The following is a 17,757-nucleotide window of genomic DNA, read 5'->3' as shown; positions in this document are numbered from 1 at the left end:
AACAGTGGCTTCGAGCAATGGATACGTTCGATGCCCTGGAGCTGCGCCCCCCTTCAAACAAGGGCGCACATGGAGAATCCGGGCGCACATGAAATCGGAAGGGGAGCGAGATAGATGGCAAAATCACGGGAACGCGTTTGCCTGCAGGACGGTCTAAGCTCGACCTGAAAGATCTTCGCTCGCAACTCTAGTGGCTGAGGCACCATAGATTATTGGGAAACAGGTAGGACAATTGGTGGAGTCCGATCCCGCAACAACAGAGGATGCGGTGTGTGCTGTCCCCGACGGCATTATCGCCGATCGCGTTGTAGTCCGTTGTTAGAAGTGGTGACTGAACTCAACTATCACTACCATCAAGTCGGGCGGCCATTACAAGAAGCATCCAGCGCGGGCTTATCGGTCAACGTGTACAGCGCCGCCCCCTGATATGCGAAGAGGTTGGACTTTCTCCTGATGACAGCAACCTTCGCCTCAATATTTTCCGAGTACTTGCCCAACAAAATAAAGTAGTAGACCGAGCGAGCAAGCCGTGTCGTATAGTTGGTTCCGTCGATAAGGTCTGCCTGGACAGTTCCGTCAGGCTGCATCAACAGGTCCGCCGTATTGGCGAGACGGCGTAGGAGCGCTTGGTCAACCGCATACCCAGCTTCGTGCGCCTCTATGAGGAACTTGACGACGTTATTCGCGTGACCGACGTCCTCGCGACGCTTGATATAGCTGGAATAGTCCCAAACCAGCGTCTCGCGGCCGTTACGCTCCGCAAAAGCGAGGACGCGCTCTTTCATAAAGGCAACAAAACCGTCGACAAGCTTGCGCTGGCGGGCAGCCTCCGCCTTGATACCTTCGCGTTCCTCTGCACAGGAAAGATGCAAAATGGATGAGAACAACGCGGCATTCAAGTTCGGTGGGTAGGGAGAGCCAGGTGCGCCACGGTTCTTTACTGGCAGGTTACTCGGCAATCTAAAGTACGCGAAACCCTGCTGCTGAACGAGATCAGTGTTCGAATGGATCTCTAGCCCAGCTTTAAATTCATTCATGTAACTGACCGCGTGATCGTGGAAGGAGCGTCCTTTGTACGTTTTCTGCCCGAGCGCGGGATTGTTCAGAACGATCTGCGCAAAATGCATTAGCGGTGCGAAATTGTGTCCCGTAAACCCTCCCCAAGCGTACGGACGATCGACACCTGGAGAACGGTCGAGCCATCCGAAGGGGTGCCCCTGTTCTGTAGTTGCATCACGCTCGGCGAGCATCGCGTCGCTGCGGTCGACAATCTGCTCCCCCAGGTGAGGGTCACCCGTTGCGATCAAGGAGTAGGTTAGCGCCTGAATAACATAGGCCAAGGAGAAGTCGTTAGCTCCATCAACTCCAAGAACGCTTGCTGCGGAAGGTGGCACCGCTATCATGCTCGCTATCTTGATGCCGTTCCTGTTTGGAGAGATAGCGTCTGCACGCACGAGTTCTGCCAAATCAGCGCCGGCAATCCAGCCTCGCATTCTTGAGGCTTCGGGAGTCTCGGAACCGCCATCGAGGCTAGAAAAATCGCTAGCTCGTACTGCGGTAACGCCAGATTCGCTTCGAGTGATAAGGGAGCATAGAATTAGAAACGCTATTGCCAGCTTCGCCATATTACCCTCGACCGAGGTTAAGTGTTGGCAGATTATAAGATGGCGGAGCTAATACCGAAAGTGTAAGAGCAGGACCAAGCCGTTCGGTTTTCGGCTTTGAGTATCGCGAACTAGGCGACGTTCGACAGTTTGCCCCACCTCAGACGACGCGCCCTTCTGCTTGACGTTCACCTTGGCTGCGATTTGGCGCGCTGATCGTTCTGCTTCACACGCACTTCGCGCATGCCGCTTTCACAACCGAAACTCGCGATTTCCCTCCCGGCGCCGAGGGTCAAAAGCAGTACGTAGCAAAGCAACAATGCGACAGCGCCGCCGCTCGGGCGATCCGGCCGTACATGACATACCCTGACCTGTTTGACCGGGAGAAAGCCGATCGGGCGGTCATCGCAGAACGTTTGCAAGCCGGCAAAATGACCGTTGCGGAGGCCAACTAGCGAGCAACTGCCCATAAGTCGCAGATCGCAGAGAATGAGCAGCGGCGAAATTTGGCCGCGCGATCTGTCGGGGCCTGAGAATCGGCGGCGGCGGCGGCATGGCGTGCTTCGGCGCCAAATCAGAGCCGGCGTGCTGCTTGAAATGATGCAAAAAGAGCCTCACGGTGCCTTCGATTGGTACCCTGAAGGCTGCTTCGGCGGCAGTAGCGGTATCAATCTAGGGCACACATATAGCTTACCAGAGGGCGTAGCCCGAAAAATGAAATCCAATGAGCAAACTGATCCAGGCGATATTTGACTGGTTTAAATCGGAAACCCGTGAGCGGCGAAAGAAGGTTAGGTTGGACCGCAAGCACGTTGAAGAACGAGCTCGTCGTTTTCTGAAAAGCTATCTGGAAGCCGACGAAATGCGGAAGCGTCACTTTTATCGTGCCGTTCAGGATATAAGCGATATGTGTCAACCAGCCGAATTAATCGGCCGGTCTGATGTGGATGACGGCCGCATTCCTGAAACCATGTCGCAAAGGGCGATGAAAATGGTCTTGGACCGCACGGGTGGGATAAAGGAAGATGACTCTGTGGCTAACTTCGTCACCGATGCCTGCGCCACAGTGGCCGTTGCTTACAACCGGGCGGCAGGGGTTTACGTGGGGGACGATGAGATGCAGAAATTGGGAACTGCCGCCGTCCATCTTCTCACCATGGCTACGTCATATACGAGTGCGCATGAAGATGACGGACAGCAGTTTAACGGTGGATCAATTAAAGGATCAATCGACTAGGTTTCCTGCAGCGCTTGCCTGATCGTCGAGAAGTCTGAGTTGCCGAGCCCGTGCCGTCCTCCTCGAAATCGCCAAAAGGCCACGACAGGACCAACAATGGCAGGCTCGGCCTTTCAGTTCGCCGGGCTCCCCAGCGATGCAACATCGCACGCGGAACAGCCCAGCGCGCCTTCCTCGAACTTCAGGAGCGCGGCTTTGTCGATTGCATGAAGAAAGGAGCATTCAGCCGGAAGGCACCGCATGCCACGGAATGGCGTCTGACTTGGTGGAGCTGCGATGTCACCGGCGAACTTGCGAGCAAGAAATTCATGAGCTGGGGCCGCGAAAAAGAAAACGCGGTATCAAAATATCCCGTCGCGGTATCAAATCAAATCCTCCGCGCCCCATGAAGAAACGCGAACGGTCTCAGGCCGAGTAATACTGCCGGAACGATGTGTTCCGGCAGTAAGGACGTTCATGGCAGAGCCTCAGAGGACAAAGTCCCACGTCGCCAGATTCCATCCCCCGAGCCGCCTGGCAGTGCGGCGGTTGGCGAAGTGTAAATCTGGAACGAGAAGTCAGCGGCACAATCGCCGTTGACGTCGCCCTGCAGCAGATAGCCCTTCACGCCCGTCGGTGAGACGCCTGTTAGGTCCCACTGAAGCTGACCCGCAGCTCCCGTAAAGTCCGACACGAACGTAAACGCCTGATCGCCGCCGACGAGGCTGTTCGCGTCGATCGCGGCCAGGTCGATCTTGTCGCCATGGGCGAAGGTGTTGATCACATCCCGGTTGGCAAACGCCACGCCACTATCGGCCAGCGAAGATATCACCATGCGGTCGAGGCCGCCGCCGCCGGTCATGGTGTCCTTGCCGGCGCCGCCGTTGAGGAGGTCCGCGCCCAGGCCGCCGAGGAGTGTATCGTTTCCGCCGGCGCCAAGCAGCGTATTGGCCCCAAGGTTACCGGTTATCTCGTTGTTGAGACTGTTGCCGGTTCCCGTGAGCGTGGCTGTTCCGCCCTGCAGCTTCAGGTTCTCGACCTGCGAGGGCAGCACATAGTTGTTGAGGGCGGTAAACACCGTATCCAAGGTGCCCCCGCCGGCCGCCTCGATGATGATATCGCCGACATTGTCCACATAGTAGAAGTCGTTGCCGGTCTCACCCGTCATCGTGTCGGTGCCAAGGCCGCCGAAGATTTCGTCGTTGCCGGCGCCGCCGTTGATCTGGTCGGTGCCAGCATCGCCCCACAGGGTGTCGCTACCACCAAAGCCGAAGATGACATCGTTACCGATACCGCCCGACACGAAGTTGTTTTGGTCGTTGCCGTTGAGGGTGTCGTTGCCCTGTTCTCCGAGAGCGTCGAAGCCGACGCTGCCCGTGGACGCTCCAAGCGAGATGGTGTCGTTGCCGGCGCCACCTACCACGCGCTCACCCGCCCCCGGGGCGGTGACCACGTCCACCCCCTCAGTCATAAAGACGTTTGTGACACTGGCGCTGCTAACCCAGACCGAATATTCTCCTGTAGGAACCGCTGCGCTGAACAGCGCCATGTCGATGTAATACGTTCCGGTCGCGCCCGCAGTAAGTTCGATGTAGGGGTTGAGGCCAGCGCCCGCATCATCGTTGGTGGTCAGGATAACTCCCGCGGAATTGCGGATGCTCATAGTAGTATCGGTCGTGCCTGTTGATCCTATGCCGGATCCGTAGAAGCGATAAAGGGTTCCGGCCGTGAGCGTGACGGCGATCCAGTCGTGGTCGCCGGCCGTTTCGAACAAGCCGGAAAAGGAACCGCCCGGGCTGAGACCGTACTGCGATATTTCGAGCCGTGCGCTGGTGGCCGTAGAGGCCGGAATGTCAACCATTGGATGCTCCAAAAAATTAGTATCGACGCTTCAAGCGCCCAAAAGAGAAAAAGAATGCTGTCAATGCTCGAAATAGACGGGGAAGAATGATGAAACGAATGGGCCATTGATTATCGATCAAACTAATGAGTGGCGCAAGAGCCGCACGCCTGCAGAAGGACTGGGGTGATGAGCGCGGGTCTCTGCGTGAAGTGATGCTGCTAAAGTTCTGCCGTCCCAGAGGGAAGCTGAGCGTTGCTCCATCTTTTGTTACGAAAGGCGCGTTCAGTCGGAAGTCGCCGCCGCGAGCGAATGGCGACTGACGTTCAACACCTGCGACGTGACCGGCGAACTCGCAAGCAAGGCATTCATACGATGGGGTCGGGAAAACAAAACGCGGTATCAAAATCCCGTGAGGTATCAAGTCAGAGCCAGCGTGCGGCATGAAATCGCGCGAAAACAACCTCACGGTGCTTTCGACTGGTACCGTGAGGACAGCTTCGGTGGCGGTCGCGGTATCAATCTAGGGCACACATATAGTTTACCATAGGGGCAGTGGGAACGGCGTTGGTGAACGAAGCTACTAGAGCGCCGCAGACAGCATTCCGCCGATTGGATGGATGCGTCTCGGATGTCTAGATGCTGGAATAAGTCCGAAGACAATCCAGGCCGCACTGGCCGGATCGTTGTTGCTTATCTTATTGTGGCGAGCACCCAGAGCAGGAGCAGTTCGAATGTTCCATAGGCTGGCTATTTGCGTTCTCTTAGTGGTACTGTTTTCAACGCACTTGATTGGAACGGCGAGCCCACAAAGTGAAATGCACTTGCATTGTCTTACTAGCGCCCGAGCCGTTATCCGATCCGATCCGATCCGGATTTCCGACGCGTTTTCCAATTGTAAACCAGAACTCGCCGCCGCTCTTTCAGATCTGGGCCTCGATGATGATGGATTAAGAGTCGCGTTCTCGGGGATTACCGCTCACAGCATGGCCCCTTACGGCGCCAGCAGAGCATCAACGCTACCGGATTTGATGGCCGCTGAAAAGCTCACCTGCATCGGTTACGTTTTTCTGGCGTCGTATTTTGTAAAGGCGTTGCTGCCGTCGGCCAAAATACAGATCGCCGGATTTGACGGCGGCGTGATTGGCAACCACTCGCAAATGTTCGTGCCAGCGTATCGCTTGCTGCTCGATCCCACGATTGGCCTGGTTGCCATTGCAACATTCGATGAAGTCTTGAGCGGAAAAATAATCTCTGGCGACGCCATACGTGTTTTTAGGGTACGCGAGTCAACCGATATCGAGGCGTTCGCGGGGAAGGTTCACGCTGCCCTTCTAGAGGGTAAATACAAGCCTTCGGATATCCTGTACTTTTATCACGGCCTTGGTCAGGCGCTTGATGCCGTCCGAGAGAACGGGCCGTTATGGGAGGCGAAGGATATTCCGGCCATAATCCGGACCTTGCCGACCCCCGCGTCCGATGACCTAGAGAGCAATCTGCGGTCTATTTGGTCCAAAGCCGACTAGAAATGCATGTCAATTTCCGGCCACTCTTAAAACGACGTATCCGTCGCTAATCGCGGGAGTGTCCGCGCGGTATCTGCCGTTGCGGTATCAAGTCAGAGCCACCGTGCCGCATGAAACAACCCGGAAACAGCCTCACGGTGCCATCATGCAGCGAAGCAAATTCCCCGAGCGTTCATTCAAATATCCCCAAAAGCCGAATGGTGCTTACCCGGTGCTACCTGAGCAAACCCCGGAGCAGCGCCAAATTCAAGAAATGCCTGATTCTATTGGCGCACCCGACACGATTCGAACGTGTGACCTTTGCCTTCGGAGGGCAACGCTCATTCTTCGAGCCCAATATGGGCCGAAGCTTTCGCAAGCTTGCGGTTCTGATAGCGCAAACGCTAGCCTCGGGATCGCCGCCCGCAGGTTTCCTTGCTCTATCGCCGCCAAATCTACGATGGCGCTTGTTCTATCCTAGGCGTGGCCAGAGCGGCACGTTACTTTGCGCGGGATTGGTAAGGAGGGTCGGAACTAGCGCGGTACTGCATGAACTCGTTTGGTACTGCAATGCTGTACCAGAGAAGGTGCGGCGTCATCGAGGGACGGAAGGCGATCGACTTAAAAACTTGAAACGAAAGGAAAATGCCCCAATAGTCAGCTTTGAACCTCAGTCGACCCAAAAATCAGGATTCCTGATGAGACGACAAAGCTATCTAACATCAATATGTTATCGCATCGATTTTGCATTGCACCCATGATGGACTGGACCGGGACATCTCAAAAAGCGAAGCGCGATCAGCACTTAAGCACGCGCGTTGCGAGTCATGCTGTACCAAATGCTGTACCGTCCGACTGACGATTTCCCTTTAGCGAACAAAATTCTGCGTTAGGCGGCGTACGGCGGCCACAGGGAGCAGTAGTCGTGTCCGCAAAAACTGAGCGGGCCGTGAACTTACGATAAAGGTTGGAGAAGATGTTGGCGTGGGTTGGTAGCGCCCCCCGCTACTACGGGCGATGATTCAGCCATGCCTTTCGACCATTTCTCTCGCTCGACTACGATCAGGCGACGAGCCGTGGTTGAGTAAATTATGACGTTTGGCGTTGAGGTGCCCGATCCGTGCAAGCGTTGACTTAAGCTCTGCCCGCTAACGTTCTAATTAGACCTAACGAATCCGTGGGCGATGTATTAGACCGCCACGCGACGTGCCGGTCAGAGCGAACGATAATCAGCTTGTGATCCAGCTCAGATGGTCCCCCTGCAACATCGAGAAGCACGAGCGGCACATTGTGCGCCTCTGCGCTTTTCAACATGGGAGCTACGTCCACGCTAGGATCCGATCGGACCAGCGTGTAGTAAGGACCCAACCTGTCATAGACAGCCTCGCCCTCGCACAGCCAAAAATGCGGTAGTCGCGCACCAGGCACTGTCGAGGGGGTGAAGCTTCCCATCGTGTATTCCGGTGCTGTTGCGCCATCATATGTGATGATGGGGGAGTTCGCGTAAAAATATCCGAAGTTCAGACCGGCGCAGCAATATTGTTGAACATTCAGTTCATACGCAGCCTTACCCAAGGCTTCCCTTAGTTGGTCGCCACGGGGCCCGCTTGCCTCAATGTCATCTGGTACTGCGCTTCGTTGCTCGAACATCGCGTGCGCGTGGTTCATGGCGAAGTGAGACACTTGAGCCGTGATCGGCATGCGTTCGGCTTCATAGGCGTCGAGTATTGCATCGCTGGCCCAACCCTTCAGATGAGCGGCAAGAAGCCACGCCAGGTTCTCGGCGTCCGCAATCCCCGCGTTCATGCCATACCCTGCATAGGGTACCCAGATGTGACTGGCGTCCCCGCATATGAAGACGCGATGTTGCCGGAATCGATCCGCGACTAATCTTCTCCCAATCCAATCCTCCTTGCTTAGAACTTTGTATTGGAAGTCTGGAGGTACGCCCAGAATGGTACGTATGGATGCATGCCGATCCACACTTTCGAAGTCCGTTTCGTTAGGCCCGAGATAGTTATGGACAAGCCAGCGCTTCTTGCCGTCGATTGCGTATACGTTTCCGCTGCGCCGCGGGTTGAGTGAAAACATCGCCCAAGCCGGCGGCGCCGCCATCCTTCCAATGAGATCCGGCGCCTCTATATACGTGGACTGAACGCGTTGAACGACCGGGTCGCCCTTGAACGTGGCGCCAATCTGCTTGCGCACGGTGGAGCTGCCACCGTCACAGCCGACGAGGAACCTCGCGCGGAACTGCTGTTCGTCGCCAGATGACGATGTGGCAAACGCAGTTACGCCAGACTGATCCTCTTTGAATCCTGAATAGGCAGTCTCGTTGAAAGTGGTGATGCCGTTCGTGCTAGCTGCTCGCTGAAACAGAATGGGCTCCAGGAATATCTGGTTGATGCGGTGTGGCGGTTCAGGAGTTGGCCACCAACCGTCGGGTCCGGACTTGTCCGAGTAGCGATACTTCCTCGCGGGGATCTTGATTCTTGCTATCTCGATGCCAAGCGTCGTGGTTCTATAGCTGACGTCGTTGGGATAGTCCTCCGGTAATCCGGCATTTCGCAGTTCTTGCGATACGTTGAGGCGGCGAAAGATCTCCATGGAGCGGGCGGAGACGTGATTGCATTTCACGCTCGGCGGTTCACCGGCGCGGCGTCTCTCTATGATCCCGACGTTAATCCCGCGGGAAGCAAAATCGAGCGCCAGCGTGAGTCCTACGGGACCGGCGCCCACGATAAGCACATCAAACGATGCGGTTTCAGCCAGCATGAAGGGATCACCTCTTGGCAAAGGGCGGGGGCACGAGCCGAAGCAGATGCCAGGGACTCGGCATGGGGCCAACCTTGGCCTCGATCAAAATCGGTCCAGGATTTGATACGCGTTCGACAAGAAGCCGCTCCAGATCGGATGGTCCTTTGGCAAGTTTGTAGGGAATCTCGAAAGCGGCCGCGAGCCGGTCATATTTTGGATTGTATAGCTGAACGCCGAACTCTTCGCCGAACTGATCTTGCTGCATGTTGCGTACATTTCCAAAGTGACCGTCGTTGAAGACGATAATCGTCACGTTGAGATTGTACTTCCTCGCCGTCGACAGCTCCTGTAGTCCCCAGCCAAACCCGCCATCCCCATTAATGCTGACGACCATGCGCTTGGGATTGGCCGCGGCGACCCCGAGAGCGGTCGGAAACCCATATCCAAGCGTGCCTTGATAGCCTGGTGTAAGGAACGTGTTCGGTTGATAGACCGAATAAGCCAGCCGCGCGAAATAGCCAACTTGCGTAAGTTCGTTGACCAGTACTCCGTCATCGGGAATTCCTGCTCTCAGGGCCCGAACCCAGGCCCCTTGGGGTTCGATCAGCATCATCTGCTCACGTGCAAAAGCCTTAGTTTCCCAAAGTCGATATTGGAGGGGCGGCGCTTTGAACAGGCTGCATCGAGTGCGGAGAGCGCTACGCGACAGTCGGCCTTGATCGCGATATCAGCCCGTCTCGGCGATCCGAACACGCCTTCATCGAGGTTGACGAAAATGTAGGCCTTGTCATCGGGCGGCCAGGCCGGCTTCCCCATTGCCGTCTCGACAAAGCGGCTGCCGACGACGAGAACGACGTCGGCCAGAGAAAAGAGTTCGCGGCCTTCAAGCGTGTTGAATGCCAGGGGATGCCGATTAGATACAGAACCTTTGCCGTTCTCGCCCATAACTATCGGCATTTGAAGTTTTTCAGCGAGGGCCTGCAGTTCGAGGGAGGCGCCCGACGCGATCACGCCGCCCCCTACATACAGTACGGGAAAGCTGCAAGTCGAAAGCGCCTCGGCGGCGCGTTCAATCTCCGCAAACGGAACAGGATCTGTCTCGGTCGGTTCCGCAGGGTCGACCAGCGGTATATCGGCAGTTGTGCTCAAGAGATCATGCGAGATCTCGATCCCGACTGGTTGGGGGATTCCTTTCTTTAGTTGCTGAAATGCTTGCCTGACCAGATTGGGGATGTCCTCGGCGCGGGATGCACGTCCGTTCCACTTCGTCACCGTTCCCAAAATTGTCGACTGGTCGCGAACTTCATGAAGCAGCCCGAGTCCCTTCCCAACGGCTGACGAATGAATGTCGCCGGCGATGCAGAGGACGCGTGAGTTGCAGGCATAGGCGGTGGCGAGCCCCGCCATTGCGTTTAGAAGCCCGGGGCCTGGTACCACCATACAAACGCCGATCCCGTTCGTTGAACGAGCATAACCGTCGGCCATATACGAGGCCGCCTGCTCGTGTCTCGCTACAAGGTAGCGAATTCTGTCCTGCATCTTGCGAAGCCCGTCGACAGCCCAGTCGAGCTGAACGCCTGGCACACCAAAGACATCAGTGACGCCCTCCAGCGCGAGCTGACGCGCAAGAGCGTCTCCGCCGGTCTGTTCCATTCAATCGCCTCCGGTGCCCTTCACCACAAACATCGAGGACGTTATGTTGACTTGAGACAGATGTCCACTCCACGAACACTGAATTGAATAGCGGCAAAGCCACTCGAAGGAAACTGCATGGACGCGTTGAACACACTGAAGGCGACCCTGACTCGGCCTGGTCTCCTCATCTCCGACCCCCAAATCGTGGATATGGCAACCACCGATTTCAGAGGGTGGTACAAAGGAAACGCCGTTGGTTTGGCACGACCCCGGTCGGTGAGCGAGGTTCAGGACGTCGTCCGGGCCTGCCGCACCGCCGGTTGCGCCATCGTTGCGCAGGGCGGCAACACCAGCATGTGCGGAGGCGCGGTGCCGGCGGCGGGCGGGCCCTCGCTGATCTTGAGTACATTGGGGCTTGATAAAATCAGGAGTGTTTCTGCCTCCTCTTGGTCCCTGGTGGCAGAAGCCGGATGCTCGATCAAAGGCGTGCAAGACGCAGCAAGGTCCGTGGGGCAACACTTCGGTCTGGATTTCGGCGCGAGGGACAGCGCAACGATCGGAGGCGCCATTTCAACGAATGCAGGCGGCATGAATGTCGTGCGATATGGCAATTGCCGCGATCAAGTCCTCGGGCTCGAAGTGGTGCTTGCCGACGGAACTCTCTGGAATGGATTGCGCTCGCTGCGCAAAGACAACTCCGGTTTTGATATCAAGCAGCTCTTCATTGGCGGGGAGGGGACTCTCGGCATCATAGCGGCGGCCTCACTGAAGCTTCATCCGGCCGAGACCGAGAGCCGCTCTGCGCTCCTTGCGGTGCAGTCCTTGCAGTCTGCCACTGATCTCGCAGACCTCGCGATGGAGCTTGCGGACGGGCGCCTATCGGCGATCGAGCTGCTTCCCCGAATGGGGGTTGAGCGGGTCTGTCAGCAGATTCTCGGCTCAGTGCCTCCAATCAGGCTCTATCGCGAGTGGTACGTGCTCGTGCGCATGGCTGGCCAGGACGACCCGTCCGAAAAACTGGAAGCCATCATTTCTCGGGCGCTGGAGCGAGATTGGGTGAGCGATGCGATCATTGCCCAGTCGTCTTCGCAGGAGGCGAAGCTCTGGCTCATTCGGGATTCCTTTTCCGAGTTGCACCGCTATCTCGGGGTTTCATTTCGCTTCGACTACTCAGTGCCGCTCGGGAGGATTCCGAAGTTGTATCCGGAACTCTGCGAAGCGATCCGGAAAGTTGAACCGCACTTCCTGCCGTTTGCATTCGGCCATCTGGGCGACGGGAACTTGCATTTCAGTGCCTGCCAGCCCGACGCGCAGGATGGCGCTGCATTCGAAGCGAAACGGCGACTTGTCGAAGATGAGGCCAACAGAGTCGTTTGGAGTCTGGGCGGAAGCGTTAGCGCGGAGCATGGCATCGGGCAGCTTCATCGCGACGAACTTGTGCAGCAAAAGGGTGACGTAGAGGTCAACGTCCTCCGCAGGATCAAGAACACCCTGAATCCCAGCTCTTTACTCAATCCTCACAAGACGCTTCCAGCTTGAGCCCGTTCCTTCGAGCGCCGCCGTGCTACTTGACCCATTTCTCTCACGTCACTAGAATTGAACACAATGTCCACCAGATGGACAACCCAGGAGAACGTGAGAAACGCAGATGGTGGCGCCGGGGCCATTGGAATCTCGTCGTGATGAGTTCGCTCGATCGCGCTTCAACTTGCCGTGGCGGTCGTCATTGCGGCGAACGTTCATGGGCCTTCTGGCAATGCTGTTCACTGTTCTGTCTAGTTCACAGGGGATAGCGCAGGAGTCGCGGCGACCCGTCACCATTGTTGTGCCGTTTTCGCCCGGAACCGGCCCCGACATCATCGCGCGAACAATTGCTGAAAAACTCCAGCCGAAGCTCGGTCAGCCGGTTGTCGTCGACAACAAGACGGGAGCGAGCGGTGGTATTGGATCGCAAATGGTCATGCGCGCCACGCCGGATGGCCATACGCTGGTCGTAACTGCTGACCCTCCGTTCACAGCGAATGTCAGCCTGACGAAGCCGGCAATCTACGACCCGGTTAAGGGCTTCACGCCCATCATCGAAGCTGCGGTCGGAACACTTGCGCTCGTCGTGCATCCGTCCCTGCCGGCAAATTCGATCAAGGAGCTGGTCGCGTACGCGAAGAGCCGTGCTGGAGAGATCAACTATGCTTCGCCAGGAGTCGGCACGCCGCACCATCTCGCGATGGAATTCTTCAAGCTCACGGCAAAGATAGATTTGATGCATGTGCCGTTTCGAGACTCCGCGGGCGCGATCTCCAATCTCGTTGGCGGCCATATCAGTGCGATGTTCTTGCCGGTTCACGTGGCACTTCCCCTAGCGCCGGACAAGATAAGGATCCTTGCGGTAGCGACTAGAGCGCGCGCGCCTCAGCTTCCGGATCAACCGACGTTGGACGAGCTTGGATTCTCAGGCTTTGATGCGGATATCCGCTACGGAGTCCTTGGGCCCCCTGGCATGCCGCCTGCCATCGTCGCCCGCTACAATTCGGAGATCGGCGAAATTCTTCGCTCCCCAGATGTGACGGAGAGATTGGCAAAACAAGGGTTGAGGTCTGTTGCTGAAACGCCGGAAAAGTATGCGGGCAACATTGTTCAGGACCTCACGAAGTGGAGCAACGTCGTTACCGACGCAAAGCTCTCGACAGACTAGGCGCTTTCTGCCGGCCAAAGCCTAAGTAGCCGATCCCATTCGACCAACTACGTGGAGAACACGATATGTCCCATAGCCGTTTTGATGATCCTGACAAGCTCGTTGATACGGATAGGGGCTTCGTCAGCCGCGAAATCTTCGTTGATCCCGACCTCTACAAAGAGGAATTGGAGAAGGTTTTCACGCGTGCCTGGCTGTTCATCGGACACGAGAGCCTCGTCCCGAAGCCTGGCGACTTCTACACAACCCGAATGGGTGAGGAATCCGTCATTCTGTGCCGCGACAAGCAGGGCATCGTGCACGCGTTTCTCAATTCGTGCCGTCATCGCGGCATGAAAGTGTGCCGCTATGAATCCGGGAATACCTCGCTCTTTACGTGCCCATATCACAGTTGGACATACACAACGGATGGCAAGCTCCAGGGCGTGCCCCACTTTAGAACTCTGTATGAGGGGCTCGATCGGGAGGCAAATTCGCTCGTCTCCGTTGCCAAGCTCGCGATCTACAAGGGAACGATCTGGGCCACCTGGGACAAGGATGCTCCGGATTTCATTACCTATCTCGGCGACGCGAAGATTCATCTCGACCAGGCTCTTGATTGCCGCGATGGCCGGAGCGGGGGGTCGGAGGTGATTGGCGTACACAAGTGGATTTTCCCGGCGAACTGGAAGTTCGCCGCGGAGAACTTTCTCGGCGACACCTACCACAATCCGAGTCACCGCTCGGTCGATCTTATCGGTATTGGGCCGAGCGCCGCGGCAGGAAAAAAGGGACGCCGGGACGACGAGCTGGAAAAGGCCCAGCACGTTTGGATCAGTTTCCCGGAAGGACACGGCGTTCATAGCGCGATCCAACCCGAAGAGAATGAGTATATCGAATCGTTTCTCGACAACCCCGTGCTGGAGCAATATTTCCGTCACTGCTTCGAGGAGCGCAAACGGCGACTCGGAGAACAGGCGAGGCTGTTGCCGTTCGTTGGCACGATTTTCCCAAATACGTCCTATCACGGGCGTCAGCCTCGGGGACTTTGTGCTTGGCACCCGCACAGCCCGACCTCCACCGAGGGGTGGCGGTTTTTCCTGGTCGACGCTGATGCGCCGCAGGAAGCCAAAGACTATCTACGTCGCTACTACATGCGCTACTCGGGTCCGGCTGGGATGACCGAGCAGGACGATATGGAGAACTGGCTCTATGCCACCGCTGCCAGTATGGGGACGGTCGCTCGCCGCTATCCGTTCAACTATCAGCAGTCGCTTGGCGCCTGGACGAGAGATCATGCCCTTGGCGGTACGGTCAGTCTCCAGATTACCGAGGAGATTGCGCGCGGCTACTACGCGCGCTGGAAGTCGTACCTCAGGGGTGCCGCGTGGGATGAACTCCTTGGTGTTAGCGGAAACTTACCTCAGAGGGCAGCAGAGTGAATCCCCCGCGCGTAGTCATCGTGACGGGCGGGACTTTCGGGATTGGTCGCGCCATCACTCTTAGTCTTGCAGCACGAGGGCACTCTGTCGTGGCGTTCGGTCTTGAGACGGCGCAGGTCTCAAGCACCGCCGCCAATGCTATTCCAAACTTGGAGGCTGAGCTCGAACAGCGCGGTCTCCAAGCCGTGCTGATGGAGGCAGACGTTTCCAGTGCGGGGGACGTCGCTCGGGTCGTCGATGAAGCGCTGGCGAAGTACGGACGAATCGACGCGCTCGTGAACAATGCCGCAATTGGTCCACTCGGTACCGTGCTCGACACGGATGAGGCCTTGTTCGATCGCATTATAGCCGTGAACTTGAAGGGGCCGTATCTGTGCAGCCGCGCTGTGCTCCCGCACATGATCAAGACCGGCGGCGGCGCAATTATCAACGTAGGCTCCGGGGCCGGCTGGGGAAAGCCAAACATGGCTGTTTACAGCGCGAGCAAGGGCGGACTGCTTGCGCTCGGGGCGGCGACAGCCTACGATTTTTTGCACCATCGTGTTCGCGTCAACACGGTAGTGCCCGGCGGCGGCGGCATTGTAACCGGGATGAGTCTCGGTCGGGTGGGCGGCGATCCGTCGCGGTTCGGTCAGGGCGCGCCCGGGACCGCAGCCGGCCGTTCCGTGAATGGGGAAGATGTCGGCAACGTTGTTGCCTTCCTGATATCGCCGGAGGCGGAGACGATCTCCGGAACAATCATCGACGTGGGTTGCTTTGCCCATCAGGGCGGCCCCGTACCAGCGAAGTCCGCGACCCACACCCCTCCAGGCTCTCGAGGAGAACAGCATGGCCGCCGGGCTTGAAACCAATCCCCCGTCGCCGACCGGATCCGCCGAACTTCCTCGCAACGATGCTTACTATCGGCTCAGGGCGGACATCGAAGAATTCCTCTATTCGGAAGCTGAACTGCTCGACGAGCGCCGGTTTCGCGACTGGCTCAATCTCCTTGCTGATGACATTACCTATTTCATGCCGATCCGCCGCAACGTGAAATTTGGGCAGCATGGCGAGCGAGAGAACACCCGCACAGGAGTCGGGATTAGCTGGTTTGATGAGGACAAGTGGACGCTGACGAAACGAGTCGACCAGATCCTGACCGGCGTTCACTTCGCCGAGGAACCGCTGTCGCGCGTCTGCCACATGGTAAGTAACGTCCAGATCAAGAAAATCTTGCCATCCCTGGATGATCCGCGCGAGGTCGAAACGCGGTGCCGTTTCCTGATCTACCAGAACCGGGTCGAGTACGAGACATACACGTTCGTCGGGAAGCGCACAGATGTGCTTCGCATGACGGATGACGGCTGGAAGATTGCGCGGCGGGAGATCATCCTTGACCAGAATGTCCTGCTTGCAAAGAACCTGTCGGTGTTTTTTTAAGGGCGGCAATGATTAATGTGCTGACCCTCAGACCTGGCGACCGCTTGGAGCTTGAAGATGGGACGATCGCCGAGGTTCTCGAGAATATGGAAGACGGCATGTGGGTTCAGGTTCGCTACCTCCAGGTCCCGAGGTCGGCGCCATTGAGCTCTGCCACGCGCAGGATATTGCAAAGCTTTTGAATGCGACCTGAAATGTCGACACCGTGGGATCGACCTATGCTGCGTTTCGATCACCTGCCAAGTGACTTCCACCCGCTGTTCCTGTTTTTGGGTGAGAGCGAAGACCTGACTGCGTTAGCTGGTCTCCTTCGTACGTTTGCAGAGGGGCGGAGGTCTCTCAACGTCGGCGAGCAACTGCCGGCTGCCCGTTCGAAAGCGAAATTGACTATTGTTCCGGAAGAAGGAAGCACGGGCAACTATGGATTAAAGCCTGATGGACCGGGCAGTTTCCGTTGGGGCCTCAATGCCTGGCAGGCTGAAGAGATCGCGCGACGTATTGAGCTTCTCGCCGCCGCCAATAACAAATCGGGATCCGAGATCATCGAATTGGGTGCGGAAGACGAGATTCCCGTCAAGATTTCCCTTGGAGAGTTCACGGACGACTTTCTCGTCCGACGCTTCTAACGCGGTAATTCGAGGATGGCGAAGAACTATCTAGGGCTGTCGTCGAACCTTGCGGGGGCTTTCAACCTCAGGCGCCGCGACCCCAGAGCGTTTTGGTCTGTATCCGAGCTGAGTTGAAAGCGTGCCGGCCGCATCTACAACTAACCTGGCAATCTTCGGAACGTCAGCGTCGTTCACGCGTGCGGTCGGCCCGAAAACGCCAATCGATCCGGTGACCTCGCCGTTGTGATTGAAAAAGGGAGACGCGACCGCGACAGCGCCAAGAATGACTTCGCTTCGACTCGTTGCATATCCTTGGGCGCGAATGGCCTTCAGCGCGCTGACGAACTCATTTTGCCGTGCCTTGCTGAGAGCCTTACTGATCGTTGCCGCTTGCCGATCCTCGTCAAGAAACGCAAGGATTGCCTTGCCGGTTGCTCCGACGACTAGGCCGCCTCTATCTCCGATGCCGCGTGCAATATGCAAGACGTGATGGCTCTCCAGTTCAAGAACGCAGATCCGATGGTCGTCTTGCAGAACAAACAGTGCGGCGGTTTCGCCGGTTTTTTCGCGAAGGCCCGCGACGATGGGCCTTGCCACGTCTATGAGTTTGATTCCAGACAGCCACGCATGGGCGAGATGCATCACGCCATGGCCGAGCCTGAAGCGTTGAGGATCACCTTCGGCAGTGATCAGCCCCGTGCCTGCGAGGGTTTGCAGTAGCCGGTAGAGGGTCGGTCGGCTCAGGCCCACCAGACGCTGGATCTCAAGTACGCTCATCACGGGCGTTTCGGCCGTAAAGCACTGCAAAACCGCGATGGCTCGATCGACAGCCCTGACCGTCGACAGGGATTCGCCGCCGCCGGACTTCTCCGCGCGACGGCGTTCACGAACTGCGCTGTTCGCGTCGGAAGATGAGGCGGTTTTTCCGGGCTTACGTTTCACGGACGATCACGAACTGATGGAATTTCCTTGTACCGGCCGCCTTAGCGCCGGTCAAACCGTCGCATGTGTTCCGGAGGGTATCTTGGGGATCGATCCTCGGCCACGGCGCCAACCTGCG

The 17,757-nt window shown here is 57.2% G+C and carries 14 protein-coding genes and 1 tRNA gene; 8 read left to right on the top strand and 7 right to left on the bottom strand.

Annotation, left to right across the window (positions count from 1 at the left end):
- Positions 1-353 precede the first annotated feature (353 nt).
- Entirely contained in the window at positions 354-1,625 is a 1,272-nt protein-coding gene (locus tag RX328_RS30465) for a hypothetical protein (protein ID WP_317258539.1), read from the bottom strand.
- 703 nt (positions 1,626-2,328) lie between these two features.
- On the opposite strand from RX328_RS30465, the gene RX328_RS30460 reads away from it, so the two are divergent.
- Complete coding sequence (locus RX328_RS30460; protein ID WP_213255190.1) at positions 2,329-2,841, top strand: hypothetical protein; 513 nt, start codon at positions 2,329-2,331, stop codon at positions 2,839-2,841.
- A 454-nt stretch (positions 2,842-3,295) separates the two neighbouring features.
- On the opposite strand, the gene RX328_RS30455 is transcribed toward RX328_RS30460, so the two are convergent.
- Entirely contained in the window at positions 3,296-4,681 is a 1,386-nt protein-coding gene (locus tag RX328_RS30455) for a calcium-binding protein (RefSeq protein WP_213255188.1), read from the bottom strand.
- A 713-nt stretch (positions 4,682-5,394) separates the two neighbouring features.
- Here RX328_RS30455 and RX328_RS30450 point away from each other — a divergent pair.
- Positions 5,395-6,186 carry a hypothetical protein gene (locus RX328_RS30450; protein ID WP_213255178.1) on the top strand — a complete coding sequence of 264 codons (792 nt, stop codon included), beginning with the start codon at positions 5,395-5,397 and terminating at the stop codon, positions 6,184-6,186.
- A 267-nt stretch (positions 6,187-6,453) separates the two neighbouring features.
- On the opposite strand, the gene RX328_RS30445 is transcribed toward RX328_RS30450, so the two are convergent.
- The 4 genes from RX328_RS30445 to RX328_RS30430 form a co-directional block, all read right to left on the bottom strand.
- Positions 6,454-6,550 (bottom strand) — tRNA-Arg (locus RX328_RS30445).
- A 749-nt stretch (positions 6,551-7,299) separates the two neighbouring features.
- Positions 7,300-8,940 (bottom strand): FAD-dependent oxidoreductase, encoded by a 1,641-nt coding sequence (locus tag RX328_RS30440; protein ID WP_213255176.1) that lies wholly within the window; start codon positions 8,938-8,940, stop codon positions 7,300-7,302.
- A gap of 7 nt (positions 8,941-8,947) precedes the next feature.
- Entirely contained in the window at positions 8,948-9,532 is a 585-nt protein-coding gene (locus RX328_RS30435) for a thiamine pyrophosphate-dependent enzyme (protein WP_213255175.1), read from the bottom strand.
- On the bottom strand, positions 9,532-10,575 hold the full coding sequence (locus RX328_RS30430) for a thiamine pyrophosphate-binding protein (protein ID WP_213255173.1): 1,044 nt from the start codon (positions 10,573-10,575) through the stop codon (positions 9,532-9,534). The genes RX328_RS30435 and RX328_RS30430 overlap by 1 nt, the downstream gene beginning before the upstream one ends.
- 117 nt (positions 10,576-10,692) lie before the next feature.
- On the opposite strand from RX328_RS30430, the gene RX328_RS30425 reads away from it, so the two are divergent.
- From RX328_RS30425 to RX328_RS30400, 6 genes are all read left to right on the top strand, one after another.
- Complete coding sequence (locus tag RX328_RS30425; protein WP_213255170.1) at positions 10,693-12,096, top strand: FAD-binding oxidoreductase; 1,404 nt, start codon at positions 10,693-10,695, stop codon at positions 12,094-12,096.
- Positions 12,097-12,298: 202 nt separating this feature from the next.
- Positions 12,299-13,249, top strand: coding sequence for a Bug family tripartite tricarboxylate transporter substrate binding protein (locus tag RX328_RS30420; RefSeq protein ID WP_213255166.1), 951 nt, complete (start codon positions 12,299-12,301; stop codon positions 13,247-13,249).
- Positions 13,250-13,314: 65 nt separating this feature from the next.
- Entirely contained in the window at positions 13,315-14,670 is a 1,356-nt protein-coding gene (locus tag RX328_RS30415; RefSeq protein ID WP_213255163.1) for an aromatic ring-hydroxylating oxygenase subunit alpha, read from the top strand.
- Positions 14,667-15,515: an SDR family NAD(P)-dependent oxidoreductase gene (locus RX328_RS30410; RefSeq protein ID WP_213255161.1), complete on the top strand. Its 849-nt coding sequence runs from the start codon at positions 14,667-14,669 to the stop codon at positions 15,513-15,515. Before RX328_RS30415 ends, RX328_RS30410 begins: the two co-directional genes overlap by 4 nt.
- A complete protein-coding gene (locus RX328_RS30405; protein WP_213255159.1) occupies positions 15,499-16,089 on the top strand; it encodes a 3-phenylpropionate/cinnamic acid dioxygenase subunit beta in 591 nt (196 codons plus the stop codon). Before RX328_RS30410 ends, RX328_RS30405 begins: the two co-directional genes overlap by 17 nt.
- A gap of 218 nt (positions 16,090-16,307) precedes the next feature.
- Positions 16,308-16,715, top strand: coding sequence for a hypothetical protein (locus RX328_RS30400; RefSeq protein ID WP_213255156.1), 408 nt, complete (start codon positions 16,308-16,310; stop codon positions 16,713-16,715).
- Between the two features lie 30 nt (positions 16,716-16,745).
- Here the strand turns inward: RX328_RS30400 and RX328_RS30395 are convergent, their stop codons facing one another.
- Positions 16,746-17,639, bottom strand: coding sequence for an IclR family transcriptional regulator (locus RX328_RS30395; RefSeq protein WP_312018104.1), 894 nt, complete (start codon positions 17,637-17,639; stop codon positions 16,746-16,748).
- Between the last annotated feature and the right edge of the window lie 118 nt (positions 17,640-17,757).

The sequence above is a fragment of the Bradyrhizobium sp. sBnM-33 genome (assembly GCF_032917945.1).
Lineage (GTDB): Bacteria > Pseudomonadota > Alphaproteobacteria > Rhizobiales > Xanthobacteraceae > Bradyrhizobium.
Note: the sequence above shows the minus strand (reverse complement) of the source record. Positions and strands in the feature narration are given on the sequence as shown.

Bases quoted from the DNA above. Each gene is read 5' to 3' on its own strand.
- RX328_RS30420 (WP_213255166.1), top strand. From the start codon at position 12,299: ATGGGCCTTCTGGCAATGCTGTTCACTGTTCTGTCTAGTTCACAGGGG.
- RX328_RS30460 (WP_213255190.1), top strand. From the start codon at position 2,329: ATGAGCAAACTGATCCAGGCGATATTTGACTGGTTTAAATCGGAAACC.
- RX328_RS30405 (WP_213255159.1), top strand. From the start codon at position 15,499: ATGGCCGCCGGGCTTGAAACCAATCCCCCGTCGCCGACCGGATCCGCC.
- RX328_RS30465 (WP_317258539.1), bottom strand. From the start codon at position 1,625: ATGGCGAAGCTGGCAATAGCGTTTCTAATTCTATGCTCCCTTATCACT.
- RX328_RS30415 (WP_213255163.1), top strand. From the start codon at position 13,315: ATGTCCCATAGCCGTTTTGATGATCCTGACAAGCTCGTTGATACGGAT.
- RX328_RS30430 (WP_213255173.1), bottom strand. From the start codon at position 10,575: ATGGAACAGACCGGCGGAGACGCTCTTGCGCGTCAGCTCGCGCTGGAG.
- RX328_RS30450 (WP_213255178.1), top strand. From the start codon at position 5,395: ATGTTCCATAGGCTGGCTATTTGCGTTCTCTTAGTGGTACTGTTTTCA.
- RX328_RS30440 (WP_213255176.1), bottom strand. From the start codon at position 8,940: ATGCTGGCTGAAACCGCATCGTTTGATGTGCTTATCGTGGGCGCCGGT.
- RX328_RS30435 (WP_213255175.1), bottom strand. From the start codon at position 9,532: ATGCTGATCGAACCCCAAGGGGCCTGGGTTCGGGCCCTGAGAGCAGGA.
- RX328_RS30455 (WP_213255188.1), bottom strand. From the start codon at position 4,681: ATGGTTGACATTCCGGCCTCTACGGCCACCAGCGCACGGCTCGAAATA.
- RX328_RS30400 (WP_213255156.1), top strand. From the start codon at position 16,308: ATGCTGCGTTTCGATCACCTGCCAAGTGACTTCCACCCGCTGTTCCTG.
- RX328_RS30425 (WP_213255170.1), top strand. From the start codon at position 10,693: ATGGACGCGTTGAACACACTGAAGGCGACCCTGACTCGGCCTGGTCTC.